Consider the following 23620-nt stretch of genomic DNA (forward strand, 5'->3'; position numbering starts at 1 on the left):
CGACCGGGCTCACTGTGTCGCCGCGTCATCCTCGGGATCGATCTCCACCGCCTCCAGCTGCTCCTGCCAGTCGGCGGGCGACGCCTCCAGAGGCGGATTCGGTTCCGAATCGGCGGACGCCTCCTCGTCGAGAACCGGTTCGCTGGCGGGGCGCTGCTGTTCCACCGCGTCGGCCACGGGGACCTCGTCGGGCCATCCTTCGCGCTCTGACACGCCCTACCGGGTACCCCGGAGCTGCAGGGCGAAACGGGGGCGACGTCACGCCAGATCCGTTGCGCGAAGTGGGGAGTCCGCAATACGAATCGGTACTTGTCCGCTATACGAAGAGTCGTTCGGAGAACCGTTTTGCCTGAGAAGTGCTCGGGTAGGCGGCCCACATGTCGGTCGTCTCGAGTTCGCGTTCGGTGCTGCTCTGGCATGTGCACGGGTCATGGACCGAATCCTTCGTCGCGGGTCGGCATCGCTGTGTGTTGCCTGTGAATCCCGCGAGGGACGCCGACGGCCGAGGACGCTGTGGTCGGAATTGGCCACGTGCCCAAGATGTTTCGTTCGACAAAGTGTATGACGAGCACGTGGACCTGGTGGTGTTGCAGCGACCCGAAGAGATCGAACTGACCAGCCGATGGCTGGGGCGGCGACCGGGCCGAGACGTTCCCGCCGTCTACGTGGAGCACAACGCGCCACGGCCGTTCGCGGTCGACAGCGTTCACCCGGTTGCCGACCGTAGTGACATCCCGATCGTGCACGTGACCGACTTCAACCGGCTCATGTGGAACAACGGCGTCGCGCCCACGCGCGTCATCACGCACGGCATCGTCGATCCCGGCTTGCTCTACACGGGTGACGTCGCGGCCGCCGCGACGATGATCAACGAACCGTGCCGGCGCTGGCGCACGGTAGGCGCGGATTTGCTGGCCGCGTTCTCCGAAACGGTGCCGATCGACGTGTGGGGCATCGACACCGACGTGCTCTCCGAATGCATCACGAGCCCGCGGGTCTGCGGACAGGGCGATGTGCCCGCAGCGGCCTTGCTGCCCGAGGTGGCCCGCCGCCGCGTGTTCCTGCACACCGCCCGATGGACCTCGCTGGGTCTGTCGCTGATCGAGGCGATGTTCATCGGGATGCCGGTGGTCGCCGTCGCCTCGACGATGGCGCCCCTGGTGGTGCCGCCTGAGGCCGGCGTGGTGAGCGCGGACATGGACACACTTTCGCGCGCCCTGTCGTCGTTCGTCGCGGACGGTGCGGCCGCCTCCGCGGCCGGTAAGGCGGCGCGGGATTTCGCCAAGGCGCAGTTCGGAATCGATCGGTTCCTCACGCAGTGGGACGACCTCATCGACGAGTGCTGTCGATGACAACCGGAAGGAGGGCGCCGATGCGGATCGCAATGGTGTCTGAGCACGCCAGCCCGCTTGCCGCGCTCGGCGGCGTCGACGCCGGTGGGCAGAACGTACACGTCGCGCAGCTGTCGGCCGCACTGGCCAGACGCGGCCATCAGGTGACCGTCTACACCAGAAGGGACAACCGGGACCTGCCCGACCGCGTGGTCACACCCGAGGGTTACACCGTGGTGCACGTCACGGCCGGCCCGGCCGAGCCGGTGCCCAAGGACGAACTTCTTTCGTACATGGGTCCCTTCGCTCAGTTCCTCGACGCCGAATGGGCGGCGGACCGACCCGATGTTGCCCATGCCCACTTCTGGATGTCCGGTATCGCAACGCAATTGGCCGCGCGCCACCTCAACCTGCCTGCGGTCCAGACCTTTCACGCATTGGGTGTGGTGAAGCGGCGCCACCAGGGGGCGCAGGACACCAGCCCGCCGGATCGATTGCGTCTGGAGGCGACGGTGGCGCGTTCCGCTACCTGGGTCGCGGCCACCTGTACCGACGAGGTGTTCGAGCTGGTGCGAATGGGTCGGTCCCGCAACCGGATCTCCGTGGTGCCGTGTGGGGTGGATCTCGACCTGTTCAACCCGGAGGGACCCGTGGCGCCGCGATCCGCGAGACACCGCATCGTCAGCGTCGGTAGGTTCGTGCCCCGCAAGGGTTTCGACGTCGTCGTGCGCGCGTTGTCCCATCTGCCCGATACCGAGCTGGTGATTGTCGGCGGACCCGACCGGTCGCAACTCGGGTCGGATCCCGAGGCGCGTCGGCTGCTTTCTCTGGCAACGGAATTGGGCGTCTCCGACCGTGTGAAGCTGTACGGCTCGGTGTCCCGCACGGACATGCCGGCCGTTCTTCGGTCCGCCGACGTGGTGGCGTGCACGCCGTGGTACGAACCGTTCGGCATAGTGCCGCTCGAGGCGATGGCGTGCGGCGTGCCCGTGGTGGCGTCGGCGGTCGGCGGAATGCTCGACACCGTCGTCCACGACGTGACCGGACACCTGGTCAAGCCGCAGCGGCCCGATGAGGTGGCCAAGGCTGTGAAGGGTCTGCTTCGCGACGACTTCCTGAGGCAGAGCATGGGTGCCGCCGGGCGGGACCGCGCGCGGGCCCGCTACTCGTGGGATCGGGTCGCCGCCGACAGCCAGCGAATCTACGACCGGTTGGTGCCTGTGCGGGTCGCGCAGCCGGAGCCGGCGACGAGCCTGTCGTCCGGATGACCGGCTCAGCCCGACTCCAGCAAGGTCACCGCTTCCTCGATCTCGCGCGGCAGCGGTCGGCGCTGGGCGACCACTGCGGGTATCCGCGCCACGGCCTCGACCGCGACCCTGGCATGGTCGCGGTCGCGCAGCGCCGCCACTGCCAGGCGCCCACTTGCAGTGAGGCAATGGCGAATCGGGCGTCGCAGCCAGGTGGTGAGCACATCGTTGCGCAACACCCTGGCGGCCTGGGCAGCGGACGTGGCGCGCACCGAGGACGGCTGATGAATGGCCAGCAGTTCAGGGTAGTAGCAGAGGTCCCAGCCCGCCGCGGCCATATCGAGCGCCAGCAGTTGCTCCTCCCCGCGGAAGTGCAGGATGTCGCTGAAGCCACCCGCCTGTTCGAACGCCCGCTTGCGCACCATGGCCGCGCAACTCATGAAGCCGAGGATCGACGGGCCCGGCAGGTCCGGCCGTCGGCCGAGCGCACTGTCGGCGAGCAGAGTGCAGAACGAATCCTCCCGGCGCTGCGGCCAGACGATCGTGCGCGCGGCGAGCAGTCCCACCGACGGGTGCCGTTCGAATGCCTCCGCACCGATCGCCGGGGATTCGGGTGTCCACCAGGAGTCGTCATCGCAGAACGCCACATACGGCGTGCGGCACACCGCCACCCCGACGTTGCGGCCGACCGCACCGAGGTTGGTCTGAAGCTCGACGACCTCGACGCGGCCGGCCGACCGTGCCGCCATGCCGTTGATGAGCGTCGCGGTGTCGTCGGTGGAGGCGTTGTCCACCACGACGATCGGGCACGGCGTGGTGTCGAGCAGCCTGGCCACCACGGCCGCCAACTCCTTGGCGCGGTTCTGGCTGGCTATCACGAACGAGACGTCGGTGGAGGCTGGGCCCTGCATGACCCTGACGGCTACCCGCCGATCGGGAAGGCAAACGATGCATGACATCAAACGCGCGCTGGTCACCGGCGGCGGAGGGTTTCTCGGCGGGCACCTGTGCGAGCGATTGCTCGACAGCGGTGTGGAAGTGACCTGCCTCGACGATCTGTCCACCAGCGCGCCGACCGCCGCCGATCTGTTCGTGGACCGGCCCGGGTACCGGTTCGTCGCGCACGACATCAGCCGGCCGCTGCCGGATCTGCCGTCGGCAATCGACACCGTCTTCCACCTCGCATCACCGGCCTCACCGGTGGACTATCTACAGCTGCCGATCCAGACGCTTCGCACCGGGGCACTCGGCACCTCGCACATGCTCGAGTTCGCGCAGCGGTGCGGTGCACGGCTGGTGCTGGCCTCCACCAGCGAGGTCTACGGCGATCCGCTGGAGCATCCGCAGCGCGAATCATATTGGGGCAACGTCAATCCGATCGGACCGCGCAGCGTGTACGACGAAGCCAAGCGGTTCGCCGAGGCGTTGACGTTCGCCTATCGGCGCGAGCGCTCTGTCGATATCGCCGTGGCGCGGATCTTCAACACGTACGGACCGCGCATGCGGCCCGACGACGGCCGCGTTGTGCCCACCTTCTGCCACCAGGCATTGGCGGGTGAGCCGATCACGGTCAACGGAACGGGCACCCAGACCCGGTCGTTGTGTTTCGTCGGCGACACCGTCGCGGCGCTGATCGCCCTGGGCGAATCCGATTGCACCGGGCCCGTCAACGTCGGCAATCCCGATGAACTGACGGTGCTGCGCATCGCCGAGCTCATCCGGGATCTGGCCGGAAGCGACTCACCGATCGAGTTCCGCCCGATGCCGCAGGACGACCCGCAACGCCGGTGCCCCGACATCTCGCTGGCCCGCGAGTTGCTGGGGTGGCACCCGCGAGTCAGCTACACCGATGGCCTGTCGATGACCGTCGACTGGTTCCGCCGGCAATCGGCAACCGTTGCACTGCAGGGGAGTTGAGGGAAGTCATGCGCATTCTCGGGATCAACGCGGTGTTCCACGATCCGGCTGCCGCGCTCGTGGTGGACGGTCAGATCGTCGCGGCCGCCGAGGAGGAGCGGTTCACCCGCCGCAAGCACGGCAAACAGGCCGTGCCGTTCTCGACGTGGGAGTTGCCGGTGGAATCGGCACGGTGGTGTCTCGAACAGGCGGGGCTGAAACCATCGGACCTGGACCTGGTCGGGTACTCCTACGACCCGCGCCTGATGGACGAGTCCACCGACGGGCTCGCAGGCCTGGACCGCGACTGGGAGTACCTGCGCACGCTCTACGCCGACCGGGCCCCCCGTTTCCTACAGGCCGCGCTGCCCGGCCTCGACCCGGGCGTCGTGCGGCACGTCCGCCATCACGTCGGGCACGCCGCATCCACCGCGCTGGCCTCCCCCCACCCCGACTGCGCGGTTCTGGTCGTGGACGGCCGCGGCGAGCGGTCCTCGATGCTGGCCGGCAGTTATCGCGACCACAAGCTCGATGTGCTCGCGACTCAGTCGCTTCCACACTCGCTGGGTCTGCTCTACGAAAGCCTCACCGAGCACCTCGGATTCAAGCGCTCCAGCGACGAGTACAAGGTGATGGCGATGGCGTCTTACGGGACACCGCGGTTCGCCGACAGGTTCCGCGAAGCGGTCTACGCATGCGCCGACGGCGGCTTCCGCACCGAACCGGTGGACTGGAACTCGATCACACCCGCCCGCGCACCCGGCGCCGGGAAGGGGCATGCGCTGGACCGGCCCGAACCCGAGCACGCCGACCTCGCGTGCAGCGTCCAGACGGTCGTCGAGGAAGTGCTGCTCGACCTCGTCGGCTGGCTTCGCGACCGCACCGACCACGAAAGCCTCTGTCTTGCAGGTGGAGTCGCCCTCAACTGCGTGGCGAACTCGAAGATCTTCTCCCGTGGCGGGTTTTCGAATGTGTGGGTGCAACCGGCCGCGGGGGACTCCGGAACCGCGCTCGGTGCGGCACTGGCTCTGGCGGGAGACGCCGGTGAACCGATCGCGCCGATGCCCTCGGCGGCGTTGGGTCGCGGATTCTCCGACGACGAGATCGCCGCGGCGCTGACCGAGGCGGCGGTGCCCCATGAGAGGCCCGCGGATCTGGCCGTCGCGGTCGGAGACGCGTTGGCCGACAACAAACTCGTCGGCTGGTTTCAGGGGCGCGCCGAATTCGGGCCGCGCGCGCTCGGCCAGCGGTCACTGCTGGCCGACCCCCGCCGCATCGAGAACCTGGAGCGACTCAACACCGTGAAGGGGCGCGAGCAGTTCCGGCCCGTCGCCCCGATGGTGCTCGCCGAACGGGCCGCCGAGATCTTCGCCGGCGGACCGATTCCGAGTCCGTACATGCTGTTCGTGCATGACGTCGCCGCCGAGTGGCGTGACCGGATTCCCGCGGTCACCCACGTCGACGGCACCGCGCGCATTCAGACCGTGGACCGCGGCCAACCGCTGCTGCACGACACGATCAGCAGATTCGCCGCCCGCACCGGGGTCCCGGTGATCGTCAACACCAGCTTCAACACCGCCGGGCGGCCCATGGTTGACAGCCCGCGCGACGCGCTCGAATGTTTCGGCAGCGCACCGATAGACGTGCTGGCGATCGGTCCGTTCATCGTGAGGCGTCAAACATGACGCCGTCGTTCGCGGTCGTGGTGCCGACGGTCGGGCGGCCGTCGCTGCACCGCCTGCTCGCAGAACTCGAAGGGTCCGCCGGGCCGGCACCGGCGGCGGTGATCGTCGTCGACGACCGGTCGCAGCCCGCTCCGCCCCTGGAGGTGGACTCACGTCTTCCAATCACGGTGTTGCGCAGCGGGGGACGAGGACCGGCGGCCGCTCGCAACAAGGGCTGGCGTGCGACCCGAACCGACTGGGTCTGCTTTCTCGACGACGACGTTGTGCCGCAACCTGAATGGTTCACCGCGCTGACCGAGGACCTGGCCAAGGCCGAAGTGGAGTCGGCCGCCGGCTCACAAGCGGTGATCGAGGTGCCGCGGGTGGGCGGGCGCAAGGCCACCGACGACGAACAGCGCACCCAGCGGCTCGCCGAAGCCAAGTGGATCACCGCCGATATGGCGTTTCGGCGCGATGTCCTCGTCGACATCGGCGGCTTCGACGAACGATTCCCACGGGCCTACCGCGAGGATTCGGACATCGCGCTGCGGATCACCCGGGCCGGCAACGACATTGTGCGCGGGGCCCGCCGTTGCACCCATCCCGTCGCGAACGCCGCGCTGATGAGCAGCGTGTGGGCCCAGACCGGCAACCGGGACAACGCCCTGCTTCGCCGCAAGTTCGGTAGGCGGTGGCGCTCGGCGATCGGTGAGGGCCGGGGCCGACTCCCGGCGCACTCGGTGACCACGGCCGCGGCCCTCCTCGCGGTCGTGAGCGCAGGGGCGGGCCGCTGGCGCGTCGCGCGCACCGCCGCCACGGCCTGGGCGCTGCTGACGGGGGAGTTCGCGCTCCGCCGGTTCTGGTGCGGCCCGCGGACACTCGGTGAGGCCGGTCGCATGGCGCTCACCAGCGCGCTGATCCCACCGGTTGCGGTGTGGCACCGGTTGGCCGGGGAGTGGACGTTCCGCACGGCCCGGCCCGACCCGCCGCTGGCGGTATTGCTCGACCGTGACGACACGATCATCGCGGACGGGCCCTATCTCAACGATCCGGCGGGTGTTCGCCCGCTGCCGGGCGCGCACGACGCGTTGGATCGCCTGCGTCGCAACGGGTTACTGCTGGCCATCGTGAGCAACCAGTCCGGGGTGGCCAAGGGATTGATCACCACCCGACAACTCGAATCCGTCAACGCCGAGGTCGACTCGGCGCTGGGTCCGTTCGACTCGTGGCACCTGTGCGTGCACGACGCCGACGATGAATGCCGCTGCCGTAAACCCGCGCCCGGCATGGTCGAGGATGCCGCCGCCGCACTGGGTGTTCACCCCTCGCGGTGCGTGATGATCGGCGACACCGGTGCAGACGTCGAGGCCGCGCTGGCCGCGGGCGCCGACGCGATACTCGTGCCCACCGACCGCACGCTGCGCCACGAGATCAGCGAGGCCCTCGTCAAGGCGCGCGTCGCGCCGAGCCTCGATGCAGCGGTGTCCATGGTGCTCAGGGACTGCCGATGACCCGGGCGGTGGTTGCGCGGTTGGACAGCGCCGGGGACGTGTTGATCACCGGTCCTGCGGTGCGCGCCGTAGCGCAAACCCACGATGCGGTCACCTTTCTCGCGGGCCCGCGCGGGCGGGCGGCCGCCGAGTTGCTGCCCGGCGTCGACGAGGTCATCGAGTGGCAGGCGCCGTGGGTGGACTTCGACTCACCCGAACTGACCGCAGGACACGTCGAGGCGTTGGTCAAACAGTTGCGCGATGTCGCTCCCGAGCGGGTCTACATCTTCACGTCTTTCCATCAGTCCCCGCTGCCGCTGGCGTTGATCTGCCGGATGGCTTCGGTGCCGTGGGTGGGGGCGATCAGCGAGGACTATCCCGGAACACTGCTCGACCTGCGGCACCACGTCGCCGAGGCCATACCCGAACCCGAGCGCGCGCTGTCGCTGGCCAGGGCGGCCGGTTGTGAGCTGCCCGAGGGCGACGACGGCACGCTGCGGGTGCGGCAACCACCGCCGCTGCCCGCGGATGTCGCCGAATCGCTCGGCGACGCACCGTTTGTCGTCTTCCATCCCGGAGCCGCCGTGCCCGCGCGCCGACCGACCGCCCAGCGCAGTGCCGGCATGGTCGAGGCGCTCGTCGCCGCCGGACATCGAGTGGTCGTCACCGGCGACCCCGCCGAACGCGAACTCACCGCGGTGGTGGCCGGGGAGTCGGCCGTCGACCTCGGAGGACGCACCACCCTGGACACGTTGGCGGCGGTTTACGTCGCGGCGCGGGTGGTGATCGCACCCAACACCGGACCCGCCCACCTGGCGGCGGCGGTCGGCGCACCGGTGGTCTCGCTATTCGCTCCCGTCGTACCCGCTTCGCAATGGAGCCCGTACGGGGCCAGTGTCATTCGGCTCGGGGACCAGCAGGCCCCGTGCCGGCTCACCCGGGCCCGCGTCTGCCCCGTGCCCGGGCACCCGTGCCTGGACGGCATCGGCGACGACGAACTGCTCGAGGCGGTCAACCGAATTGGAGGACGGCAATGATCCCGATGATCCAAACTCACTTCTCCGCGCTGTCATACGCGGCCGATCACCTCGCGCCCCAGGCGCCCAAGCTGGCCGCGTGGGGGCGGCGGCTCGCCGATGTCCTCACCACGGGCGGCCGGCTGCTCGCCTGCGGCAACGGCGGCAGCGCGGCCGAGGCGCAGCATCTGACCGCTGAACTGGTCGGCCGTTTCCGCGACGAGCGAATGCCCATGTCCGCCATCTCGTTACACGCCGACACCTCGGCCCTCACCGCGATCGGCAACGACTACGGGATCGAGGAGATATTCGCCAGAGGAGTGCGGGCGCACGGCAGGCCGGGCGACGTCCTGTTCTCGCTGTCGACCAGCGGCACGAGCCCGAATGTGCTCGCCGCCGTCAAGGCGGCCCACGAAACCGGCCTCACCACATGGGCGTTCACCGGGCCGGACCCCAATCCCCTTGCCGCGATGTGCGACGACGCCGTCTGCGTCGAAGCGCCGACCACCGCGACAGTCCAGGAGGTCCACCTGCTGCTCGTGCATGCGCTGTGCATCGCCGTCGACGAGGTGCTGCTGGGGACGTCACATGAATGAGACCTTGGTCATCATCGGCGATTCGATGCTCGACGTCGACATCGAGGGCACGGCCACGCGACTGAGCCCCGAGGCGCCCGTCCCGGTCGTCGACACCGAACGGATCTGGCGACGCCCGGGCGGCGCAGGACTGGCTGCTGTGCTCGCCGCGCGGACGGGCTGCGATGTGGTGCTGGTGACCGCGATCGGCGACGACACAGAAGGCCAGGCGCTGACCGAGCTGCTGGCCGACGCCGGCGTGCGGATCATCGGTTTACCGATGGCCGGTAACACGCCGTGCAAGACCAGAATTCGTGCCGCCGGGCAATCGATGCTGCGGCTCGACCACGGCGACGGATCGGCCGCGAACGACGCGGTGCCCGCCTCGGCGGCCGAGGCGGTCGGGCAGGCCGCCGCGGTCTGCGTGGCCGACTACGGGCGCGGCATCACCGCGCACGGTGAGATCCGAGATCTCATCACCTCGGCCGCGCAGCGGGTGCCGACGGTCTGGGACCCGCATCCCCGCGGGAGCGAACCCGTCCCGGGCTGCTGGCTGGTCACGCCGAATCAGGACGAGGCGGCGAGGCGCTCGGCGGAGTCGCTGCGCGAACAATGGGCGGCACGAGCGGTGTGCGTGACCCTGGGTTCGAAGGGCGCACTCGTGGCCAGCGACACCGGTAGCGAGCACCACCCGGTGCGGGATGCGGCCGCGCCGGCCGACCACGGCGACACCTGCGGCGCGGGGGACAGGTTCGCGATCGCGGCCACCATGGCGCTCGCGGCGGGCAAGGACGTTCACCATGCCGTTGCCGACGCCGTCAACGCCGCCAGCAGGTTCGTCGCCGCGGGCGGTGCCGTCGGTGTTTCGAGCGCGGCCGCAGTCGGTGGAACACATTCGGCCGCAACATCGACCGCCATCACCGGCGGCATCGTCGAGGTCCGGGACCGCCTGCGCCGGCGCGGCGGCAGGCTGGTCGCCACCGGTGGTTGCTTCGACCTCCTGCACACCGGCCACGTGCGCCTGCTGCGGCAAGCCCGCGATCTCGGTGACGCGTTGGTGGTGCTGCTGAACTCCGACACCTCGGTGCGCGCACTGAAGGGGCCACGCCGGCCCGTCGTGGCGGATCAGGACAGGGCGCGGGTGCTGGGCGCGCTGGCGTGTGTCGACGCCGTGGTGGTCTTCGACGAATTGTCACCCGAAGCGGCGCTCGAGCAACTGCGACCCGACGTCTGGGTCAAGGGCGGTGACTACACCGAGGCCGACCTTCCCGAGGCCGACGTGGTCCGCCGCCACGGCGGTGAAGTGGTGCTGTTGCCGACCGTCGCCGGCTACTCATCGTCAAATCTGATCGCCGCGGCGCGGTCGTGAACCGAAAGGAAACGTCAATGGCTCTTGGCAACATCATCATCACCGGCGGTGCGTCGGGACTCGGCGCGGCTACCGTGGAAGCCGTTGCGCGCCAGGGCGGTACGCCGCTGGTGATCGACCGCAACGACCCGAAACCGGGCGTGGCCTTCGCGCGGGCCGACCTCGCCGACACCGAGGCGGTCGACGCCGCGGTGCGCGAGCTGGCCGAGCAGGCCGGCGGTCAGATCCACGGCGTGTTCACCGCCGGAGGCACCGACATGTGCGGCAAGCTCGCCGATGTCGCGGTCAAGGACTGGGAACGCGTCATCCACGTCAACCTGCTGGGCACCGCGGCGGTGATCCGCTCGGCATTGCCCTACCTGAAGAACACGGGCGGCCGGATCGTCACGTGCGCATCGACATTGGGGATCAAGGCCGTCAGCGACGCGACCGCGTACTGCGCCTCCAAATTCGGAATCATCGGATTCTCCCGCGCGTTGGCGGCCGAACTGGCGGGGGAGGTGGGAGTCACGACGCTGATCCCCGGCGGTATGCACACGGCGTTCTTCGACAGCCGCGACGAGCAGTACAAGCCGCCGCCGGACGCCAAGCTCAACCAGCCCGAACACGTCGCCGACACCGTCGTGTTCGCCCTGTCCCAGCCGGCGGGCTGCGAGGTGCGTGAGCTGGTGGTCTGCGCATCGACGGAGTCTTCGTGGCCGTGAGCCAGGAGACCATCGTGGTCCTGCGCGCGCTGGGCCTCGGCGATCTGCTCACCGGGATTCCGGCGTTGCGTGGGCTGCGGCGGGCGCGCCCGGACGCCCACGTCGTGCTCGCCGCGCCCGAACGGTACCGCGACCTGGTGATGCTCTCCGGTGCGGTCGATGAGCTCGACCCGACCCCCGGTCTCGGCCGGCTCCGTGGCCGAAGCGAACCACCCGCCCTCGCGGTGAACCTGCACGGCAGCGGCCCCGAAAGCATCGCCGACCTGCTCGCGGTGCGGCCCCGAAGCCTGATCAGCCACCGGCATCCCGCGTATCCCGAGGTCGAGGGTCCGCCGTGGCGGGCCGAACTGCACGAGGTCGACCGCTGGTGCGCGCTACTCGAATGGGCCGGGATCACCTGTGATCCACAGGATCTGGTGATCCCGCGGCCGGACGCCTATCCGGACCGTTCCTCGGCGGTGGTGATCCATCCAGGCGCCGCATACGCAGCGCGGCGATGGCCGCCGGAGCGTTTCGCACAGGTCGCCGCAGCACTGCGAAGCCGCGGTCACGACGTGGTCATCACCGGCGACGACAGTGAAGTCGACCTTGCCCGGTCAGTGGCCGACGCCGCGGGACTACCCCGATCCAGCGTGCTCGCAGGCACTCTCGGACTGCTCGAACTCGTCGCGCTGATCCACGACTGCCGCTTGCTGATCTGTGGTGACACCGGCGTCGGACACATCGCGACCGCGACCGGAACTCCCTCGGTGCTGCTGTTCGGTCCGACACCACCGAACCGGTGGGGTCCCAGGGGAACGGGTCCGCACATCGCGGTGTGGGCCGGTGACAAGGGCGACCCGCACGCCGACCGACCGCATAGAGGGTTGCTGCTGATCACGGTCGGACGCGTGCTCGACGCCACCGAGAACCTGTTGAAGGACTGTGCATGAACACCATTCGAGCCGGGGTGATCGGTGCGGGCTACGTCGGCCTGACGACAGCGGTGTGCCTGGCCGAACGCGGTCATGACACGGTGTGCGTCGACGTCGACACCCGGCGGGTCGAACAGGTCCGCAGCGGGGTCCCCCTGCTGGACGAGCCGGGCCTGGCCGAGTTGCTTCGTCACGGGCTGGACACCGCAAAGCTGGAATTCAGCGTCGCCTATCCCGATTTGGCCGATTGCGACGTGGTGTTCATCTGTGTGCCGACGCCGAGCGGATCGGACGGCTCGGCCGACCTGTCGGCGGTCGACGCGGCGGTCGAGCGACTCGCCGCCGTGCTGCGACCGGGTTCGGTGCTGGTACTCAAGTCGACGGTTCCGGTCGGCACCACCCGGCGGATCGGACAGCGGGTGCGGCACGCCGGCATTCGCGCGGTCTCCAATCCCGAGTTTCTCCGCGAGAGCCACGCCATCTACGACTTCCGCAACCCGGACCGCATCGTCATCGGCGGCGACGACCCCGACGCCGCCGACCTGGTCTCGCGCGTGTACGGAAACCACGCGCAGACCTTCCGGATGAGCCCGGAGAGCGCGGAATTGGCCAAGTACGCCAGCAATGCCTTTCTCGCGGTGAAGATCTCCTACGCCAACTCGCTGGCCCAGCTGTGCGCCCGGATGGGCGCCGACATCACCGACGTCACCCGCTGCATGGGCGCCGACGTGCGCATCGGCCCGCACTTCCTGCAGCCCGGGCCGGGGTGGGGCGGATCGTGCCTGCCGAAGGACACCGCGGCCATCCTGCACACCGGCCGGACGGCCGGCCTCGATCTGCCGGAGATCGAATCGGCTCGTGTGACAAACGCCACGCAATCCGCGCGAATCGCGTCGACGCTGGGCCGGTCCATGGTCACTCCGCTCGGCCGGGCCCGCATCACCGCCCTGGGCCTGACGTTCAAGGCGGGCACCAGTGATCTGCGCGATTCACCGGCACTGACGATCTGCGCTGACCTGGGCCGGACCGGTGCGCAGGTCACGGGATACGACCCCAGGCTCTCGGCGATGGACTGGTCGCGGTTGCGGGCCTCGTCGATCGTCGCCGTCGACGATCCATATCTGGCCGCAAAAGATGCCGACGCGATCGTCGTGCTCACCGAGTGGCCGGAGTTCCGCGAACTCGACTGGGGTCTGATCGCCGAGCACGCGCCGACAGCCGTCGTCGTGGACACCCGCAACCTGCTCGATGCAGCACTGCTCACCGACCTCGGGTTGACCTATCTGGGGAACGGAACACCGTCGGGCTACTGACCTTTGGCCACTTTGCGGATGAGGCGTGCCGTGGCGCGGTCGAGCACCTCTTGGCGTTCGGCGACGGTCTTCATCTTCGCGGCACGCCGCGCGGCTGAGGCGATGGTCAGCTCGGACTCGTAGCCCACCACGACGCGCGGGTCGACGTAGGAGCCTCGCGCCACCGCGGGTGTGTTGCCGAGTTCCTCGGCGACCTCCTTCATCACCGCGGACTCGACCCGTTTGATGACGGTCTTGTTCACCGGCGGGTCGGCGTCGACGAAGGCGGCCGCCGCCAGCACCGTGCCGTGCCAGGTGCGCAGGTCCTTGACCGTGTACCGGTCCCCGACGAGTTCCTTGAACCGCGTGTTCAGGTCGTCGGCGTGGATGTCGATCCAACCCGAACCGTTGCGGCACACCAGCAACCGCTCGGTGCGGTCGGGGCGGCGCAACAGAGCGCGGACCGAGCGGACCGCTTCGGGGTCGTCGATCAGCAGTGTCCGGCGCACCCCGCTCTTGGCGGGGAAGTCGAACTCGATCGCGTTGCGCTGCAATATCACATGCTCGCAGCGCAGCGTCGCGATGCCGTACGAGTTGTTCTCCTCGGCGTACTGCTCCGAGCCGGAGCGGAAATAGCCGAGATCGGCCAGGTGCAGCGCCAACGCCAGCACCCGGTCGCGGTTCAGGCCTCGGCCACGCATGTCCGCAGCGATGCGCCTGCGCATCTCGGGCAACGCAGCCGACATCTCCAGCACCCGGTCGAACTTCTCCTCGTTGCGCTCCTCCTGCCACCTCTGGTGGTACAGGTACTGGCGCCGGCCGGCGGCGTCGGTACCGACCGCCTGGATGTGCCCGTTCGGATACGGGCAGATCCACACCTTCTTCCATGCCGGCGGGATGACGAGCTCCTGGATGCGCTGCAGGGTCTTCTCGTCGGTGACCGGGCTGCCGTCGGGATGCTGGTAGGAGAATCCGCGGCCGCGGCGCAACCGGCGTAGGCCGGGGCCGCTGACGACGCTACGGCGAAGTCGCATGTTTGGGTCCCGAGCGCAGGGGGGTATTGAACCCCCACCATGGAGAAGTCTTACTTTGTCGCGCCGTCAAAATGCCGCTCGTCACAGTCGTGTTCGCTGTTTCGTCGGCCCGAGCCGTTGCGCGCTGGGTGGGAACTTCTCCATGACCGGGTAAATACCCGCGTCGGCGTGCGGCACACGTCGTCATTCGCGGGTCACCGGAGTACTCGTGGTTAGGTGGGATCCGACCTGGGGTAATCTCGCTTCGACATTGCCGGGAGGTCAAATGGCCGACACTGCCAACACCAGGGCCAACAAGAACAATGGGCACGGGCACGGCGCGCGGTCGGTGGAACTCCGGGTCGCCGCCGAACTCGAGAATCTTGCGGTGCTGCGCACCCTGGTCGCCGCGGTGGCGACCTTCGAGGATCTGGACTTCGACGCCGTCGCCGACCTGCGTCTTGCGGTCGACGAGGCCTGCACGAGGCTGATCCGGTCCGCCGTACCCGACTCCGTGCTGCTGCTCGTCATCGACCCGCGCGACGACGCCGTCGTCATCAATGCGTCCACCACATGTAAGAGTTCCGACATCCTGGCGCCCGGCAGCTTCAGCTGGCACGTGCTGAGTTCACTGACCGACGAAGTGACGACCTTCGAGAACGGCCAGGGACCCGAGAACGCCCAGGTGTTCGGGATCTCCATGACGACGAGACGAGCGACGCTGCAGTGACGCCGTCGACGTCACAGGGTTCGTCGTCGCGTTCGAACTCTGAGTACGCGGATGTCGCCGACATGTTCCGCGAGCTGAAGAACGTGCCGGAGGACTCGCCGAAGTTCCAGCGGCAGCGCGACCGCATCGTCGAGCGCTGCCTGCCCCTGGCCGACCACATCGCGCGCCGCTTCGACGGGCGCGGCGAGCCACGCGAAGATCTCGTCCAGGTGGCCCGCGTCGGGTTGGTCAATGCGGTGATCCGCTTCGACGTCGAGGCCGGCTCGGATTTCGTCTCGTTCGCGGTGCCCACCATCATGGGGGAGGTCCGACGGCACTTCCGCGACAACAGCTGGTCGGTGAAGGTGCCGCGGCGACTCAAGGAACTGCATCTGCGACTTGGCGCCGCCACCGCGGAGTTGTCGCAGCGGCTCGGCCGCGCCCCCACGGCATCGGAGCTCGCGGCGGAGCTGGGCATGGACCGCGACGAGGTCGTCGAGGGCCTGGTGGCCGGAAGCTCCTACAACACACTGTCGATCGACAGCGGTGGTAGCGGAACCGAGGACGCCCCCGCGATCGCCGACACGCTCGGCGACGTCGACCTGGGTCTCGACCAGATCGAGAACCGGGAAGCGTTGCGGCCCTTGCTGGCCGCGCTGCCGGAGCGCGAACGAACCGTGTTGTTGCTGCGCTTCTTCGAATCCCTCACTCAGACGCAAATCGCTGAGCGCGTTGGCATCTCACAGATGCACGTGTCGCGTCTGCTCGCGAAGTCGCTAGCTCGACTCCGGGACCAGTTGCAGTAGCGGCTTGGTGTTCTTGCCATCCGCGAGCGCTGTCTCGATGCTGTCGCAGACGGGTAGTGCGGCATCCGGATCGCAGATGCGCAACAAGCGGCTGACCGATGCGCTGGGCAACAGCGCCCACTCGATCTTCTCGCCTGCGGTGCGCACGTTGAGCGTGTGCAGCGCGGAGAACCCTGCGGTGCCGAAGAATTCGACCCCGGACAGGTCGACCACGATGCGCTCGAGCTCGGTGGCGTGGCGCAGCGCGTAGTCGACGAACTCCTGGGAGTTCGCGGCGTCGATCTCACCGTGGGCGGAGACGATCGCGGTGGCGGGGTGCACCCGCCGGGTGGCGAAGTGCGCGGTGTGGCATTCGCGGCTGTCGTCGGATTGCGCTTCAACAGCGACAGTCAAATCAGGATTGGACATGTGTGACTCCATCAGTGAATGTGTCATTCGTACTGTGGCTCACGTCAAAAATTTGGGGCCCTGCGTATTCAAAGCCTTCGCAGCAGAGGCGGGAGTTCTCTACCCTTGCACGTCGATGACGTTCAGCTCGGCTGTCAACTCAACCTGAACTGAACCCTACGCTGCTCAACGATCATGCACAATCGCTATCCAGACCACCGTCGTAACCGCTGGTCACAGCGGCCGAGACCACCGAATTTATGACAAATTTGCCGAAACTCCAGCCACATCGCGGGCCGGTGCGATGACGCCGAAGGTCGCCGGTGTGCTGCTGGCCGCAGGTGCGGGTACCCGTTACGGGATGCCGAAAGTGCTTGCTGCTCAAGGTGAATGGCTCAGAGCAGCGGTGAATGCATTGAGTGACGGTGGATGTGGCGACGTGGTGGTGGTGTTGGGTGCGGCGGTGGTCGAGGTCCCGCGGCCTGCGCGCGCCGTGTTCGCCGAGGCCTGGGCGGACGGTTTGTCGGCATCGCTGCGGGCCGGGCTCTCGGCGGTCGAGGCCGACTATGCCGTGCTGCACACCGTCGACACGCCCGATGTCGGAGCCGACGTGGTGCGCCGGGTGGTCACGGCGGCGATGACCGCCGAGTCGGGTCTCGCGCGGGCCCGCTACGGGCGATCGCCGGGCCACCCGGTGGTGATCGCGCGCAGGCACTGGGCGGCGCTGCTCGAAGAGGTCCATGGCGACGAGGGCGCACGCTCGTTTCTGGCGGCCCGCGACGTCGTCGCGGTGGATTGTGCGGATCTGGCGACGGGTCGCGATATCGACGTGAGCTGACGTCAGCGGATCGTGAGACCCAGCATCGCCGTCGCGAAGCGGCGCACGGAATGCTCGGCGATCGTGGCCGCGTCGGCGTACCCCTGGCGGCATCGCGTACGCAGGAGCGCGGCCCGCGGGTCGAGCCTGATCTCGGCCAGCATCTCGCCGGTCGTCGGTTCGCACACCGCCCAGGTGTATGCGGTGTCGGAGGCCCACTGCGCGCGACAGCGAGCGATGTAGCCGGAATCGGTCTCGCCCATCTCAGCGAGCGCGGGGCCGTCGTCGATCAGCTCGTCATCGCGCGGCGCGCGCAGATACCATGCGCCGGCGTTGATCTCGACGGGCTCCATGGTGATTTCGGTGCGCTAACGCTCGCTGCGCGATCGGTTGCGCACCGAATTCACTTGATCTCGGCGAGGACGGTGCCCTGGGTGATCGCTGCGCCGGGCTCGACCGCCAGGCCGGTGATCGTGCCGTCCTTGTGCGCGGTCACCGGGTTCTCCATCTTCATCGCCTCGAGCACCACGACGAGGTCACCGGCGGAGACCTCCTGGCCCTCCTCGACGGCGACCTTGACCACGGTGCCCTGCATCGGTGCGGTCACGGCGTCACCGGAGGCGGCCGCTCCGCCGCCGCCGCCGCGCTTGCGGGCCTTGGGCTTCTTCCGGACGACATTGCCCCCCGCCGCGGCAGCGCCGCCACCGCCGAGCGCGAGGTCACCGGGTAGGGACACCTCCAGCCGGCGTCCGCCGACCTCGACGACCACGGTCTGCCGCGGCACGGTGTCCTCTTCCTCGATCGGATCGCCGCCGGTGAACGGCTCGATCGTGTTGTCCCACTCGGTCTCTATCCAGCGGGTGTGCACCGTGAAGCCTGAGTCATCGCCGATGAAGGCGGGGTCCGACACGACCGCCCGGTGGAACGGGATGACCGTGGCCAGGCCCTCGACGGTGAATTCGTCGAGCGCGCGCCGGGACCGCTCGAGGGCCTCTTGGCGGTTGGCGCCGGTGACGATCAGCTTGGCCAGCATCGAGTCGAACTGACCGCCGATCACCGAACCGCTCTCCACGCCGGAATCCAGCCGCACACCGGGGCCGGTCGGGGGCACGAACTTGGTGACCGGGCCGGGGGCGGGCAGGAAGCCGCGACCGGCGTCCTCACCGTTGATGCGGAACTCGATGGAGTGGCCGCGAGGCGTCGGATCCTCGGTGATGTCGAGCGGCTCGCCGTTGGCGATGCGGAACTGCTGGCGCACCAGGTCGATGCCCGAGGTCTCCTCGGTTACCGGATGCTCGACCTGCAGACGGGTGTTGACCTCGAGGAAGCTGATCAGCCCGTCCTGGCCGACGAGGTACTCGACGGTGCCGGCGCCGTAGTAGCCGGCCTCCTTGCAGATGCGCTTGGCCGACTCGTGGATCTCTTTGCGCTGAGCATCGGTCAAAAACGGTGCGGGCGCCTCCTCGACCAGCTTCTGGAAGCGGCGCTGCAGCGAGCAGTCGCGGGTGCCCGCCACCACGACGTTGCCGTGCTGGTCGGCGATGACCTGCGCTTCGACGTGGCGCGGCTTGTCCAGGTAGCGCTCGACGAAGCACTCACCGCGACCGAACGCCGCGACGGCCTCGCGGACCGCCGACTCGTAGAGCTCGGGGATCTCCTCGATCGTGCGGGCCACCTTCATACCGCGGCCACCGCCGCCGAACGCGGCCTTGATCGCGATCGGCACGCCGTACTCCTTGGCGAACGCGACGACCTCGTCGGCGTCCTTGACCGGTTCCGGGGTGCCGGGCACCAGCGGCGCCTTGGCGCGCGCGGCGATGTGGCGGGCGGTCACCTTGTCACCGAGGTCGCGGATCGACTGCGGGCTGGGGCCGATCCAGATCAAGCCGGCGTCGAGGACCGCCTGCGCGAAGTCGGCGTTCTCGGAGAGGAACCCGTAGCCCGGGTGAATCGCGTTGGCTCCGGACTTCTCGGCGGCGTCGAGCAGCTTCTCGAACACCAGGTACGACTCGGCCGAGGTCTGCCCGCCCAGGGCGAAGGCCTCGTCGGCGAGCCGTACGTGTGGGGCGTCGGCGTCGGGTTCGGCGTACACCGCCACGCTCTGCAGCCCGGCGTCCTTGGCGGCCCTGATCACCCGGACCGCGATCTCCCCGCGGTTGGCGACCAGCACCTTGGAGATCTTCGAGCTGGCGTGACTGGGCACTGCGCCTCCTGGTGGCATGTCTAAGAAACGTCTTTAAGAATCTAACGGACGGAGTTTATGCGGCCCTGCTGAGGTCTCGGCGAGCCGGTCCCTATACCCGCGAGTAATAAACGGCAGTTGCTGCCACGGATCCGCGAGCGCTGACCCAGGTACGTTCTCGGCCCCGCATTCTGTACACCGGTGATCGCTCGGCAGTCGGCGTCAGCGCAGCCGCTTCTTGATGCGGGCCAGCATCGCCGACATCCCGCGCAACCGCAGCGGGCTGATCAAAGCGGCGAGCCCCAGTTCGGAGTAGAAGTCGTCGGGCACGGCCAGGATCTCGTCGGCGGAGTGGTCGTCCAGACCCGCAGCCAGGATCGCGGCGAACCCCCGTGTCGTCGGCGCTTCGGCGGGCGCGCTGAAGTACAGCCGGACATGCTCGCGGTTGTCGGCGTCGACGTGGAGGAACAACGGCGACTGGCATTCGGGCACCGGTTCCATCGCGGCCTCTTCGAGGTCGGCGGGCAGTGCAGGCAGCTCGTTGGCGAACTCCAGAAGCAGTTGCAGCTTGTCCTGTCCCTGCACCTCTTTGAAGTCCGACACCACCTCCGCCAGCGCGGCCGGCATTGCACTCATGAGGAGCCCGGCACATCCCCTGGTTCGGACCCGGCGGTGACGGGCACCCGGACCGCGTTGCCCCATTCGGTCCACGAACCGTCGTAGTTGCGGACGCCGGGCAGGCCCAGCAGATGGGTCAGCACGAACCAGGTGTGGCTCGAACGCTCACCGATGCGGCAGTAGACGATCGTCTCGTCGTCGGGAGTCAGGAAGCCGTACAGCTCCTCGAGTTCGGCACGGCTGCGGAACCGGCCGCTGTCGTCGGCCGCCTTGGCCCACGGAATCGAACGTGCGGTGGGTATGTGGCCGCCCCGCAGCGCGCCCTCCTCGGGATAGTCGGGCATGTGGGTGCGTTCCCCGGTGTACTCCTGCGGCGAGCGGACGTCGATCAGGGGCGCCTTCCCGAGCGCGCCGAGCACGTCCTCCTTGAACGCGCGGATGGGTGCGTCGTCGCGCTCGACGACGGGGTAGCCGGTGCTTGTCTTGTTCGGCACGTCGAGCGTGGTCTCGCGGCCGTCGGAGATCCACAGGTCGCGACCGCCGTTGAGCAGCCGGACGTCGGGGTGGCCGAACAGCGTGAACACCCAGAGCGCGTATGCCGCCCACCAGTTGCTCTTGTCGCCGTAGATCACCACCGTGTCGTCGCGGGAGATGCCCTTGCGGTTCATCAGGTCGGCGAACTGTTCGCCGGTGATGTAGTCGCGCACGTGGGGATCGTTCAGGTCGGTGTGCCAGTCGATCTTGACCGCACCCGGTATGTGGCCGGTGTCGTAGAGCAGTACGTCCTCGTCGGACTCCACGATGGCCAGTCCCGGCCGGCCCAGGTTCGCCGACAACCAGTCGGCGGTGACCAGGCGCTCGGGATGGGCGTATGACTGCAGGGCGGGGTCTGGATCGGCAGGCAGAGGCACAAACCCGAGCCTACCGAGGCGCGCGTGCCGCGTGGGATCAGGTGAGGGGGTTGTCGCGCCACAGGTCCGCCAACGACAGCCCGGCGCGCTCGAACATGCCACGGACCAGGGGCAGCCCGATGCCGATCACCGACGACGGGTCACCAACCACGCCCTCGATGAACCAGCCGCCCAGACCGTCGAGGGTGAACCCTCCCGCCACCGCCGTCGGCTCCCCGCTGGCGATGTAGGCCTCCAGATCGGCCCTCGACGGCGACGCGAAGTGCACGGTGGTGGACTCGGCCTCGGCGAGCCGACACACAATCCTGTTGTGCTGCAAGCGGATCACGCAGTGCCCCGTGTGGAGCTGACCGGATGAGCCGGCCATCTGCTGCCAGCCGGCAAGCGCGGCCTCCGCCGTCGCGGGCTTGCCGGCCAACGTCCCGTCGCGGAACAGCATGGAATCGCAGCCGATCACGACGCAGTCGGCACCGATCGTCGGATCGAGTTCGGCGACCACCGCGTCGGCCTTGGCCGTGGCGAGGGCGACCGTCACCTGCGCGGGTGTCGCCGCATCGTCAAGCCCGGCGACGACCGCGTCCTCGTCGACACCGGACACCACGATCAGGGGGTCGATTCCGGCCTGCCGCAACACCTTTCGGCGTCCGGGCGACGCCGAGGCGAGGACGACGCGCGTCATCGACGGCGCATGTGTGCCCGTTCCACGAGCGTCACCCGCTGCCAGCTGAACGGCGTGTACCGCAGCCGGTCCACCGGATGACCCCAGAGGTTCTCTTCCTGCTCGCGCGGCTCGGACGGCGCGCTCGACGCGGCGGCGAGCACCGCGATCAGCGCTGCGAGCTCGTCGGTGCTGGGCTCACCCCTGACGACCTGGATGTGCGCCTCGTGATCCTGCTGCGCGCCGCTGTCCGTCACGTCGGCCTCCACGTCGTTCTCGGTCGCCCCGCTCACAGTGGAATGTTCCCGTGCTTCTTGGGCGGAATCTGCGTGATCTTGCGCTCCAGCAGCCTCAGTGCGTTCGCGACGTAGCCGCGCGTGTGCGAGGGCGGGATGACCGCGTCGACGTAACCGCGTTCGGCCGCGATGTACGGGTTGACCAGCGTGTCCTCGTACTCCTGCTGCAACTCCAGGCGCAACGAGTCGACGTCCTCGCCGTTCTTGGCCGCTTCCTTGAGCTTCGAGCGGTACACGAAGCCCACGGCGCCCGAGGCGCCCATCACCGCGATCTGCGCGGTCGGCCAGGCGACGTTCACGTCGGCGCCCATCTCCTTGGACCCCATGACGCAGTAGGCGCCGCCGTAGGCCTTGCGGGTGATCACGGTGATCTTGGCGACGGTGGCCTCGCCGTAGGCGTAGAGCAGCTTGGCGCCGCGTCGGATGATGCCGTTGTACTCCTGGCCGGTGCCCGGCAGGAAGCCCGGCACGTCGACCAGCATCACGATCGGGACGTTGAAGCAGTCACAGGTTCGGATGAACCGCGCGGCCTTCTCCGAGGCGTTGATGTCCAGGCAGCCGGCGAACTGGGTCGGCTGGTTGGCCACGATTCCGACCGGGCGGCCCTCGATGCGGCCGAACCCGACGATGATGTTCTGCGCGTAGCCGGCCTGCACCTCGAGGAACTCGTCCTCGTCGAGGATGCGGGTGATGACCTCGTGCATGTCGTAGGGCTGGTTCGGGGAGTCCGGAATCAGCGTGTCCAGCTCGATGTCCTCGTCGGTGAGGTTGTCCTCGATCGGCCCCTCGGGCACCGCCTCCGGGTAGCGCGGCGGATCGGCGTAGTTGTTGCTCGGCAGGTACGAAAGCAGTTCGCGCACATAGTCGAACGCATCCTGCTCGCCGGAGGCCACATAGTGCGCCAGCCCCGACTTCGCCATGTGGGTGTGCGCGCCGCCGAGTTCCTCCATCGTCACTTCTTCACCGGTGACGGTCTTGATGACGTCGGGTCCGGTGATGAACATCTGGCTGGTCTGGTCGACCATGATCACGAAGTCGGTCAGCGCGGGGGAGTACACATGGCCGCCCGCCGCGGCACCCATGATCAGCGAGATCTGCGGGATCACGCCGGAGGCCAGGATGTTGTTGTGGAAGATGTTGCTGTACAAGCCAAGTGAGACGACGCCCTCTTGGATGCGCGCGCCCGCACCGTCGTTGATGCCGATCAACGGCCTGCCGGTCTTGATCGCGAGTTCCTGGACCTTGACGATCTTTTCGCCGTACACCTCGCCGAGGCTGCCGCCGAAGACCGTCGCGTCCTGGCTGAAGATGCACACCTCGCGGCCGTCGATGGTGCCGTAACCGGTCACCACGCCGTCACCGAGCGGGCGGTTGGCCTCCATCCCGAAGTTGGTGCTTCGGTGACGGGCCAGCGCGTCCAGTTCGACGAAGGACCCCTCGTCGAGCAACGCCAGGATGCGTTCGCGAGCGGTGAGCTTGCCTTTGGCGTGTGTCTTCTCGACCGCTTCCTCGCCGACCGGGTGCAAGGTCTCCTCGGTGCGCCTGCGCAGATCGGCCAGCTTGCCCGCGGTGGTGTGGATGTCGATCTCGTGTTCGCCTGACGGCTCGACCGACGGCTTCTGAACGGAGGTCATGGTGGTCGATGCTAACGAACGCCCGGTGCGCGACCGACGGCGCGTCCTTAAGGTCCCCTTAAGCTGCCTTGCGCACCGCGCGCGCAGCCGT

General features: G+C 68.5%; 25 protein-coding genes. 14 read left to right on the top strand and 11 right to left on the bottom strand.

Annotated elements, in window-relative coordinates:
- Window positions 1–9 precede the first annotated feature (9 nt).
- Entirely contained in the window at window positions 10–213 is a 204-nt protein-coding gene (locus AU072_RS02790) for a hypothetical protein (protein WP_064412371.1), read from the bottom strand.
- A 164-nt stretch (window positions 214–377) separates the two neighbouring features.
- Between AU072_RS02790 and AU072_RS02795 the strand changes: the two genes are divergently transcribed.
- Complete coding sequence (locus AU072_RS02795) at window positions 378–1352, top strand: glycosyltransferase (RefSeq protein WP_064412372.1); 975 nt, start codon at window positions 378–380, stop codon at window positions 1350–1352.
- 20 nt (window positions 1353–1372) lie between these two features.
- Window positions 1373–2599 (top strand): glycosyltransferase, encoded by a 1227-nt coding sequence (locus AU072_RS02800; RefSeq protein WP_064412373.1) that lies wholly within the window; start codon window positions 1373–1375, stop codon window positions 2597–2599.
- Between the two features lie 5 nt (window positions 2600–2604).
- Here AU072_RS02800 and AU072_RS02805 read toward each other — a convergent pair whose 3' ends face one another.
- A complete protein-coding gene (locus tag AU072_RS02805) occupies window positions 2605–3489 on the bottom strand; it encodes a glycosyltransferase family 2 protein (RefSeq protein ID WP_064412374.1) in 885 nt (294 codons plus the stop codon).
- A gap of 37 nt (window positions 3490–3526) precedes the next feature.
- Between AU072_RS02805 and AU072_RS02810 the strand changes: the two genes are divergently transcribed.
- The 9 genes from AU072_RS02810 to AU072_RS02850 are packed head-to-tail and all read left to right on the top strand — an operon-like array spanning window position 3527 to window position 13519.
- Entirely contained in the window at window positions 3527–4495 is a 969-nt protein-coding gene (locus AU072_RS02810; RefSeq protein ID WP_064412375.1) for a UDP-glucuronic acid decarboxylase family protein, read from the top strand.
- 8 nt (window positions 4496–4503) lie between these two features.
- Window positions 4504–6159 (top strand): carbamoyltransferase family protein, encoded by a 1656-nt coding sequence (locus AU072_RS02815; RefSeq protein WP_064412376.1) that lies wholly within the window; start codon window positions 4504–4506, stop codon window positions 6157–6159.
- Complete coding sequence (locus tag AU072_RS02820; protein ID WP_064412377.1) at window positions 6156–7649, top strand: HAD-IIIA family hydrolase; 1494 nt, start codon at window positions 6156–6158, stop codon at window positions 7647–7649. Before AU072_RS02815 ends, AU072_RS02820 begins: the two co-directional genes overlap by 4 nt.
- Entirely contained in the window at window positions 7646–8665 is a 1020-nt protein-coding gene (locus AU072_RS02825; protein ID WP_064412378.1) for a glycosyltransferase family 9 protein, read from the top strand. Before AU072_RS02820 ends, AU072_RS02825 begins: the two co-directional genes overlap by 4 nt.
- A 5-nt stretch (window positions 8666–8670) precedes the next feature.
- Window positions 8671–9240 carry a D-sedoheptulose-7-phosphate isomerase gene (locus AU072_RS02830; RefSeq protein WP_064412508.1) on the top strand — a complete coding sequence of 190 codons (570 nt, stop codon included), beginning with the start codon at window positions 8671–8673 and terminating at the stop codon, window positions 9238–9240.
- Window positions 9233–10588, top strand: coding sequence for a PfkB family carbohydrate kinase (locus AU072_RS02835; RefSeq protein WP_064412379.1), 1356 nt, complete (start codon window positions 9233–9235; stop codon window positions 10586–10588). Before AU072_RS02830 ends, AU072_RS02835 begins: the two co-directional genes overlap by 8 nt.
- A gap of 17 nt (window positions 10589–10605) precedes the next feature.
- Complete coding sequence (locus AU072_RS02840; protein WP_064412380.1) at window positions 10606–11292, top strand: SDR family oxidoreductase; 687 nt, start codon at window positions 10606–10608, stop codon at window positions 11290–11292.
- Entirely contained in the window at window positions 11283–12224 is a 942-nt protein-coding gene (locus AU072_RS02845) for a glycosyltransferase family 9 protein (protein WP_064412381.1), read from the top strand. Before AU072_RS02840 ends, AU072_RS02845 begins: the two co-directional genes overlap by 10 nt.
- The gene (locus tag AU072_RS02850) at window positions 12221–13519 is read left to right on the top strand and encodes a UDP-glucose dehydrogenase family protein (RefSeq protein WP_064412382.1); all 1299 of its coding nucleotides are present in this window, start codon (window positions 12221–12223) and stop codon (window positions 13517–13519) included. Before AU072_RS02845 ends, AU072_RS02850 begins: the two co-directional genes overlap by 4 nt.
- Here AU072_RS02850 and AU072_RS02855 read toward each other — a convergent pair.
- On the bottom strand, window positions 13513–14532 hold the full coding sequence (locus tag AU072_RS02855; protein WP_064412383.1) for a DNA topoisomerase IB: 1020 nt from the start codon (window positions 14530–14532) through the stop codon (window positions 13513–13515). The genes AU072_RS02850 and AU072_RS02855 overlap by 7 nt on opposite strands.
- A gap of 265 nt (window positions 14533–14797) precedes the next feature.
- Between AU072_RS02855 and AU072_RS02860 the strand changes: the two genes are divergently transcribed.
- Window positions 14798–15241 carry an ATP-binding protein gene (locus tag AU072_RS02860; protein ID WP_064412384.1) on the top strand — a complete coding sequence of 148 codons (444 nt, stop codon included), beginning with the start codon at window positions 14798–14800 and terminating at the stop codon, window positions 15239–15241.
- Window positions 15238–16026 carry an RNA polymerase sigma factor SigF gene (locus AU072_RS02865; RefSeq protein ID WP_064345793.1) on the top strand — a complete coding sequence of 263 codons (789 nt, stop codon included), beginning with the start codon at window positions 15238–15240 and terminating at the stop codon, window positions 16024–16026. The genes AU072_RS02860 and AU072_RS02865 overlap by 4 nt, the downstream gene beginning before the upstream one ends.
- Here AU072_RS02865 and AU072_RS02870 read toward each other — a convergent pair.
- Window positions 15997–16434: an STAS domain-containing protein gene (locus tag AU072_RS02870; protein WP_064412509.1), complete on the bottom strand. Its 438-nt coding sequence runs from the start codon at window positions 16432–16434 to the stop codon at window positions 15997–15999. The genes AU072_RS02865 and AU072_RS02870 overlap by 30 nt on opposite strands.
- A 283-nt stretch (window positions 16435–16717) precedes the next feature.
- Here AU072_RS02870 and AU072_RS02875 point away from each other — a divergent pair, with 283 nt between their 5' ends.
- Window positions 16718–17251 carry a nucleotidyltransferase family protein gene (locus tag AU072_RS02875; protein ID WP_064412385.1) on the top strand — a complete coding sequence of 178 codons (534 nt, stop codon included), beginning with the start codon at window positions 16718–16720 and terminating at the stop codon, window positions 17249–17251.
- A gap of 2 nt (window positions 17252–17253) precedes the next feature.
- Here AU072_RS02875 and AU072_RS02880 read toward each other — a convergent pair whose 3' ends face one another.
- The 7 genes from AU072_RS02880 to AU072_RS02910 form a co-directional block, all read right to left on the bottom strand.
- Window positions 17254–17583, bottom strand: a complete 330-nt coding sequence (locus AU072_RS02880) for a hypothetical protein (protein ID WP_064412386.1) — start codon at window positions 17581–17583, stop codon at window positions 17254–17256.
- A gap of 50 nt (window positions 17584–17633) precedes the next feature.
- Window positions 17634–19433 (bottom strand): acetyl-CoA carboxylase biotin carboxylase subunit, encoded by a 1800-nt coding sequence (locus tag AU072_RS02885; protein ID WP_064412387.1) that lies wholly within the window; start codon window positions 19431–19433, stop codon window positions 17634–17636.
- Window positions 19434–19634: 201 nt separating this feature from the next.
- Window positions 19635–20048, bottom strand: a complete 414-nt coding sequence (locus tag AU072_RS02890; RefSeq protein WP_064412388.1) for a SufE family protein — start codon at window positions 20046–20048, stop codon at window positions 19635–19637.
- Window positions 20045–20941, bottom strand: a complete 897-nt coding sequence (locus tag AU072_RS02895) for a sulfurtransferase (RefSeq protein ID WP_064412389.1) — start codon at window positions 20939–20941, stop codon at window positions 20045–20047. The genes AU072_RS02890 and AU072_RS02895 overlap by 4 nt, the downstream gene beginning before the upstream one ends.
- A 37-nt stretch (window positions 20942–20978) precedes the next feature.
- A complete protein-coding gene (locus tag AU072_RS02900; protein ID WP_064412390.1) occupies window positions 20979–21620 on the bottom strand; it encodes a Maf family protein in 642 nt (213 codons plus the stop codon).
- Window positions 21617–21892, bottom strand: a complete 276-nt coding sequence (locus tag AU072_RS02905; RefSeq protein ID WP_064412391.1) for an acyl-CoA carboxylase epsilon subunit — start codon at window positions 21890–21892, stop codon at window positions 21617–21619. Before AU072_RS02905 ends, AU072_RS02900 begins: the two co-directional genes overlap by 4 nt.
- Complete coding sequence (locus tag AU072_RS02910) at window positions 21889–23529, bottom strand: acyl-CoA carboxylase subunit beta (RefSeq protein ID WP_064412392.1); 1641 nt, start codon at window positions 23527–23529, stop codon at window positions 21889–21891. The genes AU072_RS02905 and AU072_RS02910 overlap by 4 nt, the downstream gene beginning before the upstream one ends.
- Window positions 23530–23620 lie beyond the last annotated feature (91 nt).

The sequence above is a fragment of the Mycolicibacterium novocastrense genome, from assembly GCF_001499835.1.
In the GTDB taxonomy this organism is placed as follows: domain Bacteria; phylum Actinomycetota; class Actinomycetes; order Mycobacteriales; family Mycobacteriaceae; genus Mycobacterium; species Mycobacterium novocastrense.

Excerpts from the sequence above, each read along its gene's own strand:
- AU072_RS02795 (WP_064412372.1), top strand. The coding sequence starts at position 378 with ATGTCGGTCGTCTCGAGTTCGCGTTCGGTGCTGCTCTGGCATGTGCAC.
- AU072_RS02800 (WP_064412373.1), top strand. The coding sequence starts at position 1,373 with ATGCGGATCGCAATGGTGTCTGAGCACGCCAGCCCGCTTGCCGCGCTC.
- AU072_RS02805 (WP_064412374.1), bottom strand. The coding sequence starts at position 3,489 with ATGCAGGGCCCAGCCTCCACCGACGTCTCGTTCGTGATAGCCAGCCAG.
- AU072_RS02810 (WP_064412375.1), top strand. The coding sequence starts at position 3,527 with ATGCATGACATCAAACGCGCGCTGGTCACCGGCGGCGGAGGGTTTCTC.
- AU072_RS02815 (WP_064412376.1), top strand. The coding sequence starts at position 4,504 with ATGCGCATTCTCGGGATCAACGCGGTGTTCCACGATCCGGCTGCCGCG.
- AU072_RS02820 (WP_064412377.1), top strand. The coding sequence starts at position 6,156 with ATGACGCCGTCGTTCGCGGTCGTGGTGCCGACGGTCGGGCGGCCGTCG.
- AU072_RS02825 (WP_064412378.1), top strand. The coding sequence starts at position 7,646 with ATGACCCGGGCGGTGGTTGCGCGGTTGGACAGCGCCGGGGACGTGTTG.
- AU072_RS02830 (WP_064412508.1), top strand. The coding sequence starts at position 8,671 with ATGATCCAAACTCACTTCTCCGCGCTGTCATACGCGGCCGATCACCTC.
- AU072_RS02835 (WP_064412379.1), top strand. The coding sequence starts at position 9,233 with ATGAATGAGACCTTGGTCATCATCGGCGATTCGATGCTCGACGTCGAC.
- AU072_RS02840 (WP_064412380.1), top strand. The coding sequence starts at position 10,606 with ATGGCTCTTGGCAACATCATCATCACCGGCGGTGCGTCGGGACTCGGC.
- AU072_RS02850 (WP_064412382.1), top strand. The coding sequence starts at position 12,221 with ATGAACACCATTCGAGCCGGGGTGATCGGTGCGGGCTACGTCGGCCTG.
- AU072_RS02855 (WP_064412383.1), bottom strand. The coding sequence starts at position 14,532 with ATGCGACTTCGCCGTAGCGTCGTCAGCGGCCCCGGCCTACGCCGGTTG.
- AU072_RS02860 (WP_064412384.1), top strand. The coding sequence starts at position 14,798 with ATGGCCGACACTGCCAACACCAGGGCCAACAAGAACAATGGGCACGGG.
- AU072_RS02870 (WP_064412509.1), bottom strand. The coding sequence starts at position 16,434 with ATGTCCAATCCTGATTTGACTGTCGCTGTTGAAGCGCAATCCGACGAC.
- AU072_RS02875 (WP_064412385.1), top strand. The coding sequence starts at position 16,718 with ATGACGCCGAAGGTCGCCGGTGTGCTGCTGGCCGCAGGTGCGGGTACC.
- AU072_RS02880 (WP_064412386.1), bottom strand. The coding sequence starts at position 17,583 with ATGGAGCCCGTCGAGATCAACGCCGGCGCATGGTATCTGCGCGCGCCG.
- AU072_RS02890 (WP_064412388.1), bottom strand. The coding sequence starts at position 20,048 with ATGAGTGCAATGCCGGCCGCGCTGGCGGAGGTGGTGTCGGACTTCAAA.
- AU072_RS02900 (WP_064412390.1), bottom strand. The coding sequence starts at position 21,620 with ATGACGCGCGTCGTCCTCGCCTCGGCGTCGCCCGGACGCCGAAAGGTG.
- AU072_RS02910 (WP_064412392.1), bottom strand. The coding sequence starts at position 23,529 with ATGACCTCCGTTCAGAAGCCGTCGGTCGAGCCGTCAGGCGAACACGAG.